This is a genomic window from Halostagnicola sp. A56, assembly GCF_000691505.1.
Lineage (GTDB): Archaea > Halobacteriota > Halobacteria > Halobacteriales > Natrialbaceae > Halostagnicola.
In genome coordinates this window covers 1-16727 of sequence record NZ_JMIP02000018.1, presented here as the reverse complement: position 1 = coordinate 16727, position 16727 = coordinate 1, and the positions used below count along the sequence as shown (strand labels likewise).

At 65.1% G+C, this 16727-nt stretch carries 15 protein-coding genes and 1 pseudogene; 11 read left to right on the top strand and 5 right to left on the bottom strand.

Annotated elements, in window-relative coordinates; translation table 11 throughout:
- Window positions 1-20: 20 nt before the first annotated feature.
- Window positions 21-776, top strand: a complete 756-nt coding sequence (locus EL22_RS09570; protein WP_231587920.1) for a hypothetical protein — start codon at window positions 21-23, stop codon at window positions 774-776.
- Window positions 777-843: 67 nt separating this feature from the next.
- Here the strand turns inward: EL22_RS09570 and EL22_RS09565 are convergent, their stop codons facing one another.
- Window positions 844-1851 carry a hypothetical protein gene (locus EL22_RS09565; RefSeq protein ID WP_050051291.1) on the bottom strand — a complete coding sequence of 336 codons (1008 nt, stop codon included), beginning with the start codon at window positions 1849-1851 and terminating at the stop codon, window positions 844-846.
- 141 nt (window positions 1852-1992) lie between these two features.
- Complete coding sequence (locus EL22_RS09560; protein WP_082146743.1) at window positions 1993-2985, bottom strand: MsnO8 family LLM class oxidoreductase; 993 nt, start codon at window positions 2983-2985, stop codon at window positions 1993-1995.
- A gap of 214 nt (window positions 2986-3199) precedes the next feature.
- Here EL22_RS09560 and hisI point away from each other — a divergent pair, with 214 nt between their 5' ends.
- The 4 genes from hisI (at window position 3200) to EL22_RS09535 (ending at window position 5968) form a co-directional block, all read left to right on the top strand.
- Complete coding sequence (gene hisI / locus EL22_RS09550) at window positions 3200-3568, top strand: phosphoribosyl-AMP cyclohydrolase (protein ID WP_050051289.1); 369 nt, start codon at window positions 3200-3202, stop codon at window positions 3566-3568.
- Between the two features lie 108 nt (window positions 3569-3676).
- A complete protein-coding gene (locus EL22_RS09545) occupies window positions 3677-4828 on the top strand; it encodes a hypothetical protein (protein ID WP_050051288.1) in 1152 nt (383 codons plus the stop codon).
- Between the two features lie 75 nt (window positions 4829-4903).
- Window positions 4904-5305, top strand: a complete 402-nt coding sequence (locus tag EL22_RS09540; protein WP_050051287.1) for a universal stress protein — start codon at window positions 4904-4906, stop codon at window positions 5303-5305.
- 168 nt (window positions 5306-5473) lie between these two features.
- Window positions 5474-5968, top strand: a complete 495-nt coding sequence (locus EL22_RS09535) for an HPP family protein (protein WP_050051286.1) — start codon at window positions 5474-5476, stop codon at window positions 5966-5968.
- Window positions 5969-5991: 23 nt separating this feature from the next.
- On the opposite strand, the pseudogene glmM reads toward EL22_RS09535, so the two are convergent.
- Window positions 5992-7355, bottom strand: a pseudogene (gene glmM, locus EL22_RS09530) (phosphoglucosamine mutase).
- Window positions 7356-7513: 158 nt separating this feature from the next.
- Between glmM and EL22_RS09525 the strand changes: the two are divergent.
- The 4 genes from EL22_RS09525 (at window position 7514) to EL22_RS09510 (ending at window position 11143) form a co-directional block, all read left to right on the top strand.
- Entirely contained in the window at window positions 7514-8428 is a 915-nt protein-coding gene (locus EL22_RS09525; RefSeq protein WP_050051353.1) for a hypothetical protein, read from the top strand.
- Between the two features lie 48 nt (window positions 8429-8476).
- Window positions 8477-9043: a hypothetical protein gene (locus EL22_RS09520; protein WP_050051285.1), complete on the top strand. Its 567-nt coding sequence runs from the start codon at window positions 8477-8479 to the stop codon at window positions 9041-9043.
- 98 nt (window positions 9044-9141) lie between these two features.
- Window positions 9142-9990, top strand: a complete 849-nt coding sequence (locus EL22_RS09515) for a ribose-phosphate diphosphokinase (RefSeq protein ID WP_050051284.1) — start codon at window positions 9142-9144, stop codon at window positions 9988-9990.
- Between the two features lie 88 nt (window positions 9991-10078).
- Complete coding sequence (locus EL22_RS09510) at window positions 10079-11143, top strand: hypothetical protein (protein ID WP_050051283.1); 1065 nt, start codon at window positions 10079-10081, stop codon at window positions 11141-11143.
- Between the two features lie 247 nt (window positions 11144-11390).
- On the opposite strand, the gene ileS is transcribed toward EL22_RS09510, so the two are convergent.
- The gene (ileS, locus tag EL22_RS09505) at window positions 11391-14648 is read right to left on the bottom strand and encodes an isoleucine--tRNA ligase (protein ID WP_050051282.1); all 3258 of its coding nucleotides are present in this window, start codon (window positions 14646-14648) and stop codon (window positions 11391-11393) included.
- 91 nt (window positions 14649-14739) lie between these two features.
- Window positions 14740-14967 carry a hypothetical protein gene (locus EL22_RS09500; protein WP_050051281.1) on the bottom strand — a complete coding sequence of 76 codons (228 nt, stop codon included), beginning with the start codon at window positions 14965-14967 and terminating at the stop codon, window positions 14740-14742.
- Here EL22_RS09500 and EL22_RS09495 point away from each other — a divergent pair.
- Together EL22_RS09495 and EL22_RS09485 are read left to right on the top strand one after the other, a co-directional pair.
- Window positions 14966-15730 carry a uracil-DNA glycosylase family protein gene (locus tag EL22_RS09495; RefSeq protein WP_082146742.1) on the top strand — a complete coding sequence of 255 codons (765 nt, stop codon included), beginning with the start codon at window positions 14966-14968 and terminating at the stop codon, window positions 15728-15730. The two genes, EL22_RS09500 and EL22_RS09495, sit on opposite strands and share 2 nt — an antisense overlap.
- 688 nt (window positions 15731-16418) lie before the next feature.
- Window positions 16419-16727, top strand: a 309-nt coding sequence (locus EL22_RS09485; protein ID WP_304413705.1) for a 4Fe-4S ferredoxin N-terminal domain-containing protein, incomplete at its 3' end; no start/stop codon positions are given.

Below are 16727 nucleotides of genomic sequence, written 5' to 3'. Positions count from 1 at the left end.
ATCTGTTCGTATCCCGACCAATGACACTGCTGGGGAGAGCGCGATCCGTTCTCTCTTCGGGCGGCGTTCGCGGGCTCGTCTCGTCCGGGCTGGCGTTTCTCCATCATCACCCGCTTGTGGTCCGGGCGCTCGCTCGAGGCCGACTGGCGTACTACCGGACGATCGGGCCGTACGACGCCCTCGCGGACCCCTTCGCGCTCATATCGGTCGATCCGAACGAGATCACGATGGCCAACAGGTCCATCGACAAGTACCTCTCGACGGGAGCCGTTCGAGGGGGCGAGTGGGACCGGCGGACGAACCCCTACGACGAATCGATCAAACACCGATCGGTCGAACAGCGGTACGTCGACGGGAAGGAGTGGACCGAAACGGACGTCTACGAGAAACTGTGTCGCCGTATCGACGAGGAGGGCGAAGCCGACGGCTGCTTCTCGAGGACGGACCTCGAGCGTCGATACGAGCGAATCGATCGCCTGTACGAGAGCATTCGAGACGACGGCTACGACCCGACGAAACGCTACGAGGGGACCGACTCGCGGATCGCGTCGTCGCTCGATCAGGTCTGCGTGAGCGTCGGACGGGACGGCGAACTCGTCTTCTGTGGCGGTGGCAACCACCGGTTATCGATCGCCAAAGTGCTCGAGCTCGACTCGATACCGGTTCGAGTCGTCGTTCGACACGACCGGTGGCAGCGCCGACGCGACCGCATCGCGCGGGGCGAAGAGACGGAAACGTCACCCCATCCGGATCTCCGCGATGTGTGCTCGCGGTAGCCGAAGGCGGCGAGGGCGGGAGCAGTAGTTCAGCGGAAGCTGAATGCGGCGAGTAGGCAACAGTAGCTCACCGGTAGCCGAAGGCGCGAAGTTTCTCCTCGAGGTCGTCCTCGTCCATCGAGTCGTACCGCTCCGGGGGATCGGACGTGATCGTCCGCCGGTCTCCCTCGTCGATCACCAGCCAGGGGACGAGACACAGTTCCGGCGTATGGAGGTAGAGCGGGTGTTCGTACCGCTTTCGAAAGAACGGCGGAACTCGGTCACCGATCAGTTCGCCGTGATCGGCCGTGATAACCGTCTTGCCCTCGAGCGTGGAGAGTAGCTCCTTGAGTGCCTCGAGAACGAGGTCCAGGTTGTCCGCGTAAGCGGCTCTGACCTCCGCGTCGGTCACGTCGACGCCCGGGGTGGTCGGCGCTTCGATCGCCTGAATCGCCTCCGAGGCACCGTCTCGGCGCTCGTCCCAGTCGTCGTTCAGTCCCCGCTCGAGACTCATCCCTCTGACGTCGACTTCGTCTTCGATCTTTTCGCGAAGCTCGCGTCCCCGCGGGCCGATGTACGGCGCGTGCGGTTGCATGAAGTGGACGACGAGCCGCTTGTTCGGGTTTCGATCGAACGCGGCCGTCGCTTCCTCGATCACGCCCGCAGGCGGAATCGTCTGGAGATCCTCGTCCCAGTGGTCGAAGCAGGTGATAACCGAGTGGAACGTCTCGCTCCCGGCGGCGGTGTAGTACGTGTTCGCGGTCACGTAGACCGTGTCGTGGAGCTCTCGGTCCGCGAAGTTCCCCTCGATGAACTCGAGACTCGAGGAGCCTCGAGAGACCCGCCGCTGGAGGTCGCCGTCGATCGTGTTTCGGGCCGCGAACGCGTCGTAGCGACAGGCGTCGAGGATGATCAAGTTATCCCAGTCTTCGCTCGTGACGTCTATTCCGGACCCGTACCGGAGATAAAAGAGCGCGTTCGCGATCCCGTGGGAGAGAAACGCCGGGTTCTCGCGGAAAAACGCGACCGACCGTCGACAGAGGCCGGTCAGTCCCCGCTGCTCGTAGACGTTCGCCGCGTTTCGGAGCAGCCCCATCTACAGCATCGCATTCCAACCGAGCACATAAGCCTTGCTGGGAGTTCGAACACTCGAGACCGGACCACGAAGTGGGGAACCACGTCCGCAGGTCTCCCGACGAGGGGCGTCGCCAATAGTGGCGCGGAGGACGCAGGATGATTATCCGTCGGCGTCGGCGTCGGCACCGTCGGCGTCGGCGTCGGCACCGTCGGCGTCCGCGTCAGAGCCGTCCGTATCAGTGTCCCCGTCGTCTCCATCGGAGTCGCTGTCCCCGTCGTCTCCATCGGAGTCGCTGTCCCCGTCGTCTCCATCGGAGTCGCTGTCCCCGAGTTCCTCGATCGCGGCCTCGGTCGAGCGGATCGGCGGGCGATCGATCGTCCCCTGCCGGAGTCGCTGGTGGGTCGCCTCGGTCGTCGCGCGAAGCCGGGCCGCCTCCTCGTCCGTCTCGGCGCAGGTGACGTTCGCCGCGACCATCCCGTGGGGTTCCTCGGGGCCGGCACCGAACGACGACGGTTCGAAGTTCTCCCGGTAGACCTCGAGCGCCCGAACCGCGGGGCCGGGTCGAATAAAGGCGGCAAAACAGTACCGCAGCCCGAGCTGGCCGGCGATGGCTGCACTCGAAGGGCTCGAGCCGAGGACCCAGATGTCGGGGACGGTCTCGCGTGCGCGAGCCAGCTCGAGTTGGCTGAACGAGTGGTCGTCCGGGAACCCGTCGTAGAGGTGGGCGGCGACCTCGTTTACCTTGTCCCGGTGATCCTCGTTGGAGCCGGTCCGATGCTGGCTCCGGTCGGTCTGGAGCGCGCGGTCGCTGACCGGATTGCCGGTCGCCCGGCCGAGTCCGAGATCGATTCGGCCGGGAGCGAGTGCGTCGAGCACGCTGAAGGTCTCCGCGACCTTGTACGGGCTGTAGTGGTTGAGCAAGATCGTCCCGGATCCCACCCGGATCTCGTCGGTCTTGGCGGCGATATGCGGGATGAGCACCTCGGGTGTCGTACTCGCAAGCGAGTCGGTGAAATCGTGGTGTTCGGCCACCCACGCTCTCGAGTAACCGAGTTCCTCCGCGTTTTGCGCTCGCTCGACGGTGTTCTCGAACGCGTCCGTTGCTGATCCGTCCTCGGGTATCGGCGCGAGGTCGACGATCGATAGATCCACACCGGGTATCGGAGCCAGCGAGTAATGAACGATACGTTCTCGGGGGTTAGATCCGGATATTTCGGCCGGTACCGCCGCCTCGAGAAGCGACAGGTCGATCGAAACGGCGAGTCACGGACCGATCACCCCGCCCGGCTGCGGATCGAGTCCCACCGTTCCCAGAATCTCGAGTGCAGCAAAAGACCTATCGCTCCCGATGGACTTTTCTCGGAGTATGGACGATGATATCGACGTCGATTTCGGCGACGACGGGCTGGTGCCGGCGATAGCCCAGGACGCCGAGTCGGGCGACGTATTGATGCTCGCGTACGTCTCTCCGGACGCCCTCGAGCGGACCCGAGAGACCGGCAGAGCCCACTACTACTCGCGGAGCCGCGAGGAGTTGTGGGAGAAAGGCAAGACCAGCGGCCACACCCAGCAGGTGACAGAGGTTCGAGTCGACTGCGACGCCGACACGCTGCTCTATCTCGTCGAGCAGGAGGGCGGCGCCTGTCACACGGGCCACCGGTCGTGTTTCTACCGAACGGTAGACGGCGAGCACGTCGGCGAGCAGGTGTTCGACCCCGACGCGGTCTACGAGTAACGTCGAGTCGCGTCGAAGCGCTGCGACTGACCCCACACCGGTACTCGACCAGCACAACTCCACACCGGTACTCGACCAGCACAACTCCACACCGACACTCCAAACACAATGAGTGAATCCGTTCATCGCGCGGACGCCGAGGCGCTCGCGGAGCTGCGAGACGCCCGCGAGCGACTCGAGACGGCACAGCAACGAATCGAACGGCAGGGCGGCGGCGACGAGACGGCGGTCGAAGACGCGGCGGCGGCCTACCGAAACGCGACCGAATTACTGGAGTCGTACGTCGACCGCGCGACCGGCACGGGTCGGGAGAACTTTCAGGCCTACATCGAACTCGAGGGGAAGTTCGATTCGCTCGTCGACAGCCTCGACGACGATTTGCGGGGCCGGGAGGCCTTCGAGGCCGCGCTCGACGCGATCGACAAGCGCCGGCTCAGCGAGTCCGACTTCGAGCGAGCCGAAGCCGAACTCGAGCCCGCAAAGGAGTACGCGGACCTGATCGGCGAGCGCGAAGCCGCGCGCGAGGCGCTGGGTGCGGCCCGGACGAACGCCAGCCAGCGCCTCGGGGAGATCGACGACGAACTCGCGGAGACAGAACGATTGCTCGAGCTTTCCCACGCCGATTTCGACGCGCCGATCGAGCGGCTTCGAGACCCGATCGAAGCCTACGACGAGGCGATTCGAGAGGCGTTCGAGGCCTACCGTAGCGAGGCCGCCGCATGCGAGGTGTTCGCGTTCCTGGATCGAACGCGCTGGTATCCCTTCGTTGAGTACGAACTACCCCCCGCCGACCTCGAGTCCTACGTCGAGACGAATCCCGCGGGCGAGTACACGATCGAGGAACTGCTCGAGTACGCCGAGTACACCCGCTCGAAGCTGTCTCACTACGTCGACGACGCCGACGAACTCAAGCGACAGGTGGCCACCCAGCAGACCTACCTCGACGGCATCGACGCCGAGCCGTTGACCGTCGGCTGGCCGCCCGAACCCGCGGGCGTCCTCCGCCGGCAGACACGAGAGTACCGGCCGTTCGTCGACCGGATCGCCGACGAGGAGACGGTATCCTTGCTGCGGGAGGTTCGATTGATCGCTCGCGATCCGGACTACGACCGACTGCAGACGGCGGCCCAAGCTGTCGACCAGCTCACACCCGCAGAACGCAGGCGGCTGGCCGACGGGCGGGTCAAGGACGAACTCGAGGCGCTTCGAAACGAGCGAGAGCAGTTAGCGGCGGCCCTCGATGTTGACGATCCGGTGTAGTCGGTTCTCCACGTCGGGAGATACGAACCAACAGACGGCGGAGTACTTTCCACGGATGCGGACGAACGATCGCCCATGAGCCACAGCCTCCTCGTTCCAATGGACGACTCCGACCCCGCGCGGGCGGCCCTCGAGTACGCGCTCGAGTACTTCCCAGACGCCGAGATCACGGCCCTTCACGCGATCGACGACCTCGAGGCGGGATACGCCGACCAACCGTCCGCAGCGCAGGCGGGTTCGGAGCCGGACGTTTTCGCGGACGCCGAGCGAATCGCGGAGGAATACGACGCGACGATCGAGACGCGGGTCGTCGGCGGAACGGCCGCCGAGGCCATCCTCGAGTACGTCGGGGAGAACGGAATCGACGGCATCGTCATGGGAAGCAAGGGTCGCTCGGGCGTCTCACGGGTGTTACTGGGGAGCATCGCCGAGCAGGTTACCCGACAGGCTGACGTGCCGGTGACGGTCGTCCCCTAGAGTAGCTTGCCGTCGCGAGAGTGGCGTTGCCGTCGTGAGATGGACATCGCCGTCGCGGGGGACGTCGCGGTCGCAACGGGGCGGCGATTCTCGAGTCCGACCGGAATCGGCGCTCGCGCGATTCGGACCCGACGACGTTTGTAGCTCGAGTTCGAACGCGCCGGTAGGATGGACGACCAGGTCGGGAGCACGCTCCACACGGGGCTTCTCATCACGACGACGGCCGCGTTGGCGTGGGTCTCTGGACTCTCGATGCTGTTCCCGAGTCTCGGCCCCACGGCGTTCGTGCTGGCGCTTTTCGAGGAGAGCGACGCGACTTCGCCCCGGCGCGTGATCGGCGGGCACGCGATCGGCGTCCTCGCCGGCCTGGGTGCCTACCACCTGCTCGCGAGCGGTATCGCGATGACCGCGGCGATGGATCCGGGATCGGTCGGAGGGCTGCGACTCGCAGCCAGCGGCGTGCTCGCGACGACGCTGACTGCCGGGGGGATGCTCGCGACGAAGACCCGCCATCCGCCGGCCTGTGCGACCACGCTGATCGTCGCGCTCGGGCTACTGCCGACGGTGCTCGAGGGCGCGTTGATACTACTCGCCGTGGTCGTCCTCGTTCTCACCCACCGGCTGTTGCTCGCGACGGAACGGTGGGGAGCGCGCCGTGTGTGAGGAAGAAAAGCGGGTGGCGAGGATCAGGCGTCGTTTTTCGCCTCGGCCAGCGCCCGGTACATATCGCCCGCGAGTTCCTCGGCGCGACTCGAGTCGCGGGCCTCCGCGTAGATCCGGACGAGCGGTTCGGTGCCGGAGGGGCGGGCGAGTACCCAGCGTCGCCGTGATCGAGTCGGTAGCCGTCGCGCGTGTTGAGCTCCGCGTCGGAGGTTTTGGCCTGGTTCGCCGCCGCGTCGATCATCGCGTCGCGTTCGGCCGTCGAATCGTACTCGATGTTGCGTCGCACGTTGGCGTAGCCGCCGTAGGGTTCGATGATGTCGCTCACCGACCGATCGGCGACGAGTTCGAGGAATCGCGCGGCCGTGAAGGCCCCGTCCCGCGAGAGGCGGAATCCGGGGAAGAAGATGCCGCCGTTTCCTTCGCCGGCGACCGGCACGCGCCGACCGTTTTCCTCGAGTTCCTCGATTCGTGTGATGATGTTTGTCGAACCGATCGGCGTGAGTTCGATCGACGCGCCGATTTCGTTGACCACGTCGACCAGCCGCTGGGAGACGTTGACCGCGGAGACGGTCGTATCGCCGGGCTCGAGTTCGGCCGCGGCGAGCGCCGCGAGCGTTGCGTCGCCCTCGACGTACTCGCCGGTTTCGTCGAAGAAGATAGCCCGGTCGGCGTCGCCGTCGTGGGCGATCCCGACGTCGGCGTCGGTCGCGCGAACGAGCCGGCCGAGGTCCTCGAGGTTGTCGGGGACCGGTTCGGGGTCGCGGCCGGGGAAATGGCCGTCGGCCTGTCCGTTCACGGTGATAACGCGACAACCGAGATCGCGGAAGAACTCGGGGCTGACGAGCGAGCCCGCGCCGTGGCCCGGGTCGAGGGCGACGGTCAAGTCGCCGTCGGCGATTCGCTCGCGATCGACGGCCGAGCGCAGTTCGTCGATGTAGTCCCGTCGCACGCCGTCGACATCGCGACTTCGGCCGGTTTCGTCCCACGCCGCGACGTCGAACGACTCGGCGAGCAACGCCTCCTCGATGCGCTCTAGGTCGTCGATCGCCAGTTCGACGCCGTCGCTACCGACGAGTTTGACGCCGTTGTACTGCGGCGGGTTGTGCGAGGCCGTGATGACGATCGTCGGAACGCCCTCGCGCTCGGCGTAAAACTGCGCGCCGGGCGTCGGCACAACCCCCAGTCGATCGACGTCGATCCCGGTGCTGACGATGCCGCTTGCGGCCGCATCGGCGAGCATCCGACCGGTGTGGCGCGTGTCTCGAGCGATCGCGATCCGGTCGACGTCCCAGGCTGTTCCCGCCGCTTTGGCGACGCGCAGGACGAACTCCGGCGTCAGTTCCTCGTTGGCGACGCCCCGGGTCCCGCTCGATCCGAACACTTTCATCGACGAACACTGTGCACGGACGCCTCAAAGTGGTTCCGGACGGTGCGCCCATCGGGCTTCACACAGCCGAGTCAACCACAGCCCCATCGCCACGTAGAATGGACGACGCGCCGTCGCCAAGCAGAATGTTTTCGACGTTCCCGGACGAGGACTCGAGTATGAGTACGATCGACGAAAAACGTGTCTACGGCGACAGCGAGGGCGCAGTCAACGCCTACGTCGGGAGTTCGATGGGGCTCGTCCACGTGAAACTCTCGGACAGCGCCGTCGGCGAGTTCTCGCTCTGTCAGCGATCGGAGACGCGAGACGTTGCCGCCGGCCCCAGTTTGATCGCCGTCGCGACCGACGAGGACGTGCTGGTGGCCGATCCGACCGATCCCGAGTCGTTCGCCGAGACCGGATTCGGCCCCGCTGTGGCCGCGAGCTACCACGGAAAGACGCTCCTCGCTGTCGGGCCCGACGGTCGCGTCGCGCGCTGCGTCGGAGGCAGTGGGAGAGACGCCGAGGGCTGGGAGACGCTGGCCGACACTCTCGAGGCCGACGTTCAGGCAATGGACGGTGACCTGCTCGGAACCGGCCGCGGCGTCTACCGCGTCCACGATGGCGGGCTCGATCACGCGGGACTGAGCGACGTTCGCGACATCTCCGCCGCCGGGGTCCCGCTCGCGGCGACCGAGTCGGGGCTGTACAAACTCGGCAACGGATGGATGGAGATTCGACCCGGCTCCACGGAAATCGTCGCGGCCGATCCGGCCAGCGAGCCGGGACACTTAGAGCGGGCGCACGCGGTCTCCGACGGAGTCGTCTACGAATACGTGGCCGGCGATGACGAGGCGGGAGAGTGGGCCCGGGACGAGGAGTGGGCGACCGCAAGTGGATCGGACGACAGCGGCGGACCCGCGACCTCGAGCGATACGATCGTCGGGTTCGGCTACGGCGACACCGTCTACGCGGTCTCGAGCGACGGGACGGTTTTCGCGGCCGACGACACCGGCTGGCGGCCTCACGTCCTCGGCGTCACCGGCGTAACGGGAATCGCGATCCCACCGGTCGAAGCCGACGGCGACGTGTGACGCGCGTCTGACGAAGGCTTACTGTGACGGAATTTATAGGATGGATCGATGGGAGATCGAACACGACGGCAGATGCTGGCCGTCGCGAGTACGACGGCGGTGGGTGCGATCGCCGGGTGCATGGGATCGGGCGACGGCGACCCCGATGGAGCGACAGACGACGGTGGGAACGAAACGACCGGCGACGAAAACAGTGGAGACGAAAATGGCGGACCCGATGGTGGGACAGACGAATCGGGATCGGCTGCACAGACCGGCACTATACTCGGGGACATCACCGTCGAAAACTTGGACGAGACGAGCCACACGGTCGACGTCATCGTCGAGTTCGACGGCGAAATCGAAGACTGGACCACCGAGAGCCTCGAGACCAGCGGCGAGAGCACGACCCTCGAGCGGAACTGGCCCAGCGAGCCCGGCTCGTTCAGCGTCGTCGCGCGTCTCGACGGCGAATCGGTGCGCGAAGTGACGCCGGCCGACTGGAACGATCCGGACTGTTTCAACCTGTTTATCAGCGTCAGGGGCGACAGCGGTGTGACGATGGCGAGCGGAACCTCCGGCGGCCCCTGCGGGTTGGGCGACGACGACGCCGACGACGCGACCGAAGCGGAGTGAGGACACGCACGACCGCTACATCGCTGAACGGTCAGAGACGCTGAACAGATCAGACGGAGAACGAAAACGGGTTTAGCAAGCGGGCAGACTCTGCGAGTATGATCGTCAGCGGATCCGCCTCGCAGTCGCTCGCCGCCTCGCTCGCCCGCGCTCTCGACGAACCGCTCGCAACCGCCACCTACGACCGGTTTCCGGACGGCGAAACGCTCGCCGCGGTGCCGGAGTTCGACGGGGAGCGCGCAGTCATCGTCGCATCGACCGTCTCGAACGACGCGCACGTCGAACTCCTGCAACTGCAGGACGCCGTCCGCGAAGCGGGAGCCGAGGAAGTCGTCACGGTACTCCCCTACATGGGATACGGCCGACAGGACGACGCGTTCGAGGCGGGACACCCGATCTCCGCTCGAGCGGTCGCTCGAGCTATCTCGACGGGCGCCGATCGCGTGTTGACGGTCAACCCCCACGAGCGCGACGTCTGCGAGTTTTTCGAACCGGCTGCGACCGCGGTCGATGCCGCGGGACGCCTCGCAGAGCCGTTGCCCGACGCGCTCGAGGATCCCGTGTTCCTCTCGCCGGACGCCGGGGCGATAGCCCTCGCCGAGACGGTCCGGGACGCCTACGGTACGGGCAAGACGGACTACTTCGAGAAGACGCGGCGCTCGGGAACCGAGGTCGAAATCACCCCGAGCGACGTCGAGGTCGCCGGTCGGGACGTCGTCGTCACGGACGATATCATCGCGACGGGGTCGACGATGAGCGAGGCCGTCGCGGTCCTCTCCGAGCGCGGCGTCGAGCGCGTGTTCGTCACCTGCGTCCACCCGCTTTTGGTCCACAACGCCTATACGAAGCTCTCGAGTGCGGGCGTCGAGGCGATCTACGGAACTGACACGGTCGAACGACCAGTCAGTTCGGTCTCGGTCGCGCCGGCGATCGCCGAGGAACTGTAACGCACGGCTATAGCAGGCGATTCGAGTAGTTTCTCGTCGAGAAAATCCGACAGCATACTTATAAGAGAGTCGCGTCTTATCCCGACCGATGCTATCGAAACGGTCGCTGCTCCGTCACGGCCTCGCAGTCGCTGGCGTCGGAGCCATCGCCAGCGGGACAGCCGGTGCCGCACCGAACGAGCGGTCGGCGGCGTTGGAAACCCAGTACGGATACGACGCCGGGGCGATCGCCGACGCCGAAACGACGACTATCGCAAGCGTCGATCGATCGGTACTGGACATCACCGGCCTTCCCGAGGCCGCCAGAGCCCCGTTCGAGGAACTCCGTCGGCGCTACTCGTCGGTCTCGCTCGCGGACGTCGAACGCGTCAGCGCGAGTGCGGCGCTCGACGGCGAAACGATCACCGGCGGCTGTGCCGTCGCAACCGGCTCGTTCGACAGGCGAGCGATCAGAACGGAAGCCAGGGCGTACGGCTTACACGAGGTCGGCACGAACGGGGGCCACCACCGGATGGAGACCGGCGGCGCCCCGCAGAGTTTGACGGGAACCGGCTCGAGTACCACTACGACGCCCACCACCGACGACCCGACCACGGCCGATCGGCTTGCCGCCGAGGACGAGCCGTACGCTATCGGTCTCGACGACTCGGCACTCGCTGTCGGGTACGGAAGCGAGTCCGCCAACGCCCGAACCCACGTCGACGCGGCGCTCGTCGCCGACGACCGGTCGCGCTCGAGCGAAGCGACTCTCTACCTGAACGAGATGTACGGCTCGCTCCCGTCCCTGCTCTCCGGACACGCCGTCGCGTGTGCGTCGCTGGATTCGGCGACGCGAAAAGCGCTGTGTGATCGACTGGCCGACGCGCCGGAGGCATTTCGGTCCGCGGTTCGGGCCGCACGGGCCACCGGCGTCGCCCTGCAGGCGGGCCCGACGCGAAGTCGGCTCCGGTACGGCATCGTCGCCGATCCGGACCGACTCTCGGTCGACACCGTCGTAGACGTCGTCAGCCAGGCGACCTCGGGATCGGGGTCGCTCGAGAACGAGGGCGTCTACCGTGACGGCTGGACGTTCGTCGTCGACGCCTCCGTCGAGACAGAGAAGCTGTGGACGGCCCACGGATCCTTCCTCGCGAGCGGCGCCGACGATCGCTAACGGGCGATCGAAGACGCGAACGATCTCGAGCAAGAACAATCGTGTTTTGAAACGGTCCGATGCGCAACAGAACGGCGACGGGTAGCCGTCGCGTTCCTCCACGCGACGGCGATCAGTCCGAGGCTTCCGCGACCGACAGCGACGCGATCGCGATCTCGGCATCCACCTTTTTCTCGTCGGGTTCGCTATCGCTCACCACTCCTCGAAAAACCTGGTCTAAAAAGCTGCCTCGCACCGCTCGGCAGTTCTAATCCGAGGCTTCCGCGACCGACAGCGACTCGATCGCGATCTCCATCGTAACACCTTCGACATCCCACTCCTTTCGGTAGCCGTCCTCGAGCGACCCGCGTTCGTCGGCGCGGACTTCCTCGCGGATCAACTCGTCGTGGTCGGCGACGAGGTCGGCGACGCGGTCGTCTTCGATCTCGAGGTCGAGCGCGATGCGCTCTTCGACATCCAGATCCAGTTCCTTGCGCATCTCCTGAACCCGGCGGACGACCTCTCGAGCGTAGCCTTCGCTCTCGATGTCTTCGGTGAGCGAGGCGTCGACGTAGACGACGCCGCGGTCGTCGCCGTCGAGGCCGAACGCGGTGCCGGCGATGTCGTCTGGGGTTTCGGTGACGAACGAGACCATCTCGTCGGTTATCTCCTCGCCGTCTTCGAGAGCGTCGTCGACCGCCGACTCGAGGCTCTCGAGGGTCGGCTCTTCGACGCGAGCCTCGTTGAGCGCGGTCATGACCTCGCCGGCGCGCCCGCCGAAGGCGGGGCCGAGTTCGCTCATGTCGGCTTCGGCGCTGTAGGCCAGTTCGCCCCACTGCTCGCCCGGTTCGATGAGTTCGACCTCACGGGAGTTGAGCCGGTCCTCGAGCAGGTTGGTGTGGCGGGACACGGCCTCGACGACGCGTTCGTCGTCCGCGGCGACTACGACGCGCGTGATCGGCCAGCGGAGCTTTCGACCGGCCTGCTGGCGGGCGTTCGCACCCGCCTCCTCGATGGCGCGCAAGAGCGCGACGTCGGTCTCGAGTTCCGAATCTCTCCAAGTTTCCTCGACCGCGGGCCAGTCGCACATGTGGACCGTGTCGTGCTCATCGTCGCCGGTGAGCGTGCCGTAGATTTCCTCGGTGACGAACGGTGCGTAGGGCGCGAGAAGCGCGACCGTCTCCCGGAGGACGCGGTAGATCGTCGCGTAGGCGGCCTCTTTCGAGGTGCTGTCGTCTTCCTCCCACATCCGCTCACGGACCGCCTGAATGTAGAACCGAGAGACGTCGTCGACGACGAACTCGAGCAGCGCATCGAGCGCGCGGTCCTGCCGGAACTCCTCGAAGGCTTCGGTCATCTCAGCTTTGGTCGACTGCAGGCGCGCGAGGACCCACTCGTCGACCAGTTCGAGGTCGTCTTCGAGCGATTCGAGGTCGCTCTCGGTGGGATCGAACTCGTCCAAGCGCATGTACGGCAGCGGGAACCGGAAGACGTTCCAGAGGGTCCGAAGCTGGTTTTCCAGAGTCGCCATCTCGTCCCACGAGAAGCGCATGTCCTCGCCCTGCGGGTTCGCCGAGAGCAAGAACAGCCGCATCGCGTCCGAACCGTGGCGGTCGATGGCCTCGTCGGGCTCGACGACGTTGCCGACCGACTTGGACATCTTGCGGCCGTCTTCGTCGAGCGCGTGGCCGTGCATGAGAACCTCGTCGTAGGGCACCTCACCCATCGCCGCCGTGCCCATTCCGAGCTGGGACCAGAACCAGCCCCGCGTCTGGTCGTGGGCCTCGAGAATGAAGTCGGCGGGCCAGAGCTCGTCGAATTGCTCCTCCTCGCCGGGGTAGTTTAGGGTGCCCCACGAGGCGACCGAGGAGTCGAGCCAGACATCGAACACGTCCGGAACGCGGGTGTAGGTCGTGCCGTCCTCGGTGATCGTCAGGTCGTCGACGGTGTCCTTGTGGAGGTCGACCGCCTCGGCGTCGACATCCTGATCGACGCGTTCTGCGAGTTCCTCGCGCGTGGAGACAACGATCATGTCCTCGTCGTCGTCCCGTCCCTCGGGCGTCCAGACGGGGAGCGGAATCCCCCAGTAGCGCTGCCGGGAGACATTCCAGTCCGGGGCGTCCTCGACGAAGTCCCGGAAGCGGTTATCCCGCGCCCAGTCTGGATGCCACTCGCTGTCCTCGACGTTCTCGAGGAGTTCGTCTTTGACGTCGGTGATCGTGATGAACCACTGCTCGGTGACGATCTGGAGGATGCCCGTGTCACATCGCCAGCAGTGACCGTAGCTGTGGTGGACGTGCCCCGACGACAGCATCGCGCCCGCATCCTCGAGGTCGGCGATGATCTCCTCGTCTGCGTCTTTGACGAACTGACCCTCGTATTTGCCCGCCTCGTCGGTGTAGACGCCGTCGCCGCCGACCGGACAGAAGACTGGCAGGTCGAGTTCCGTCCCGCGCTCGAAGTCCTCCTCGCCGTGACCCGGTGCGGAGTGGACGAGCCCCGTACCGTCGCCGTGGGTGTCGACGTAGTCGCCGGCGTAGACCTCGAGCGCGCCCTCGACGTCGACGTGATCGGGGACCTCCTCTGCGAGCGGGTGCTCGTAGGACCAGCCGAGCAGCTCCTCGCCGGTCAGTTCCTCGACGACCTCGTAGTCCTCGTAGCGGCCCTCCTTGAGGACTTCCTCGTGTTTGGCCTCGGCGAGGTACAGCAGTTCCCCGTCTCGCGGCTCATCGCCGCTCGACCCATCCGAGGCGCTTCGCGCCTCGCGCTCGCCGTCTTTCCATGCGCGAACCCCGACGTAGTCGCCGTCCTCGTCGACGGCGACGAAGGTGTTCGCGGGGATGGTCCACGGAGTCGTCGTCCAGATGACGATCGATCCCTCGCGGTCCTCAAGGTCGAATTTGACGTAGATCGAGGGGTCCTCGACGTCCTCGTACTCGACTTCGTTGTTCGCGATGGCGGTTTCACAGCGCGGACACTGCGAGATCGAGCGGTGGCCCTTCTCGACGAGTCCGCGGTCTGCGGCCTTCGAAAAGCCCCACCAGGCGGCTTCCATGTACTCCGGCGAGAGGGTCTTGTAGGGATCGTCCCAGTCCATCCAGACGCCGAAGGACTTGAAGTCCTCCTGAAGTCCCTCGAGTTGCTCTTCTGCGTACTCCTTGCAGGCGTCGATGAAGTTCTCCTCGCCGAACTCCTCGATGTCCTTTTTGTTCTCGAACCCGAGATTTTCCTCGACCTGGGTTTCGATCGGGAGGCCGTGCATGTCGTAGCCCGGCCGGTCCGTCACGTCGTAGCCGCACATCCGAAGGTAGCGGATGTAGACGTCTTTCAGTGACTTGTTCCAGGTCGTCCCCATGTGGGCGGACCCGGAGGTGTACGGCGGCCCGTCGACGAAGAAAAACGACTCGCCGTCCGCGCGATGCTCGACCGTTTGCTCGTAGGCGTCGACGTCGTCCCAGTACTCGAAGACCCGCTGCTCGACCGCCTCGGGGTCGTACTGGTCGTCGACCTCGCCGAACCTGCTCATGGCTGTGTTAATTCGCTGGGGAAGTAAAGAGGAATCGATATCGCAGGTCGGCCATAGAGCGACTCCGGGACGCCTCGACGTGGCGGCGAACTCAGTTTCGGATCAGGTTCGCGAGCAATTTCTGATATCCGATGCCGTAGATACCCGCATAGAGCATCACGAAGCCGATCGCGGCGAGCCACAGCGCGAGCGTTCCCTCGCCGGCACCGATGTGTTGAAAACTCGCGTACTCGACGACGATGCCGCCCGCGGTGAGGACGCCGGCGCCGATCGTGTAGAGTACCAGCGTAACGAGTTCGACCCCCAGTTCTGCGTTCATGGAGATCCCTTACCCACCGGGCGACTGTAAACTTGTCTATCGGATCGGCGAGCGAACGCCGCGAGAGTCGAGCGAAGGCGTCAAATTCGAGCGCCGCCTCGCCTCGAGCGTGCCCGATCCGAGTTCCGGGACGGATCCCGAGTTTCCGAAGCGGCGAAACGTCCTCGAGGCCGAGTGCGCGCGCTGTCCGGCGCTGGTCGACTCCCGCGAGCGCATCTCGTGGGGAACGGGCAGTCTCGAGGCGGACATCGTCGTGGTCGGGGAGGCACCCGGCTTCGGCGACCCCGACACCGATCGCTGGCGGGGCGGCAACTGGACGGGGAAAGCCTACACCTCGAGGCACTCGGGACGGCGGATTCGGTCGATGCTCGAGCGAATCGGCTACGGCGAGGACGCCTATTTCACGAACGCGGTCAAGTGCTTTCCCGCGGATTCGGACGACCCGACAACTAACCGGGAGCCGACCGACGAGGAGCGAGCGACCTGTCGCACCCACCTGCTGACCGAACTCGAGACGGTCGACCCCGACGCGGTGCTCGCGACCGGCAAACACGCGACGGCGACGGTGCTCGAAGCGGAGGGGAGATCGCTCGAGGGCTTCCTCGAGACCGTTCTCGAGCCGATTCGCTATGACGGACTCGACGTCTGGCTGGTGCCGATACTGCACCCGTCGTACCAGGACGTCTGGGTCGGCCGGCTCGGCTACGAACCCGCGGCGTATCTCGAGGCGATTCGGGAGACGCTCGCGGACGTGCTCGAGTGAATGTGTGATACAATTCGCACCGGCTAACTCGGTAACGCGTCGGCGAAGTCGAGCCGAGAGTTCCTCGTGACACGATTTGACGCTTCTGATAGATGGGTGATTGTCCCCCTCTATTGCCAGAGTTTTCGGAAAGTGTATATTTATACTATATCGACATCACGTATGTTCGCACGGTCGCGTCGTCAATTTCTCTGCTGGGCGACTACATGTTCTCCGTTCGCACTTACCGGGTGTCTCGGTCGCGCCGAATCGAGGACCGATACCCAAATAGATCAGTTACAGGTCGTCAATTACGAGCGTGATTCGTACACACTGTTCCTCGAGATTTCTGCAAACGATTCGATCGTGTACGAAGATTCCATCGACGTTCCATCGGCGGAAGATCCATCGTCTGAGTAAACCTTTCCAAGGAAAAATGTATAAAATAAACTTACGTACGCTTCGATTGGAACGTTCGTTCAGTATACTTTCCACATCAATTCACGAATTCTAATATATCTGCCTCGAGCGGTTCGAACGATAATTTTGTATTACTCGTGAAACGGTTACACGAACGGGACGTTCTCACCGAGGAACTGGTCGTAATACGCTGTTACTCGAAGAAACGGTTCCGTGTACCGCCCATCCGCGCTGAGTGCACGCTCGAGGAGAACGCGCGGGTTCACGTCGCTCGCCGGTTGCTGGTCGGCTGAGTGATGCAGTCGCCTCGAAACGACGGCGAGTCGACCGCGGCCCGCTTGGCGAGGAGTGGGAACGCGAACTCGAGGAATTACTCGAGGAGACCGAGTACGACGTCGATCTCGGCATGGAGATGGCCCGCGACGCGATGGCGGTCACCAAGGGAACGCTCTCCGAAGCGGAGTTCCACGAGCGGTATCACGAGGACGTGATGGCGGAGTTCGGCCAGGACGATCGACCCACCGAGGCGGCGCTGGCCGAGATGGAGTCCGGCGACGAGGGCAGTGGCGGACTCGCGAAAGCCCTGGATCCGAGCGCG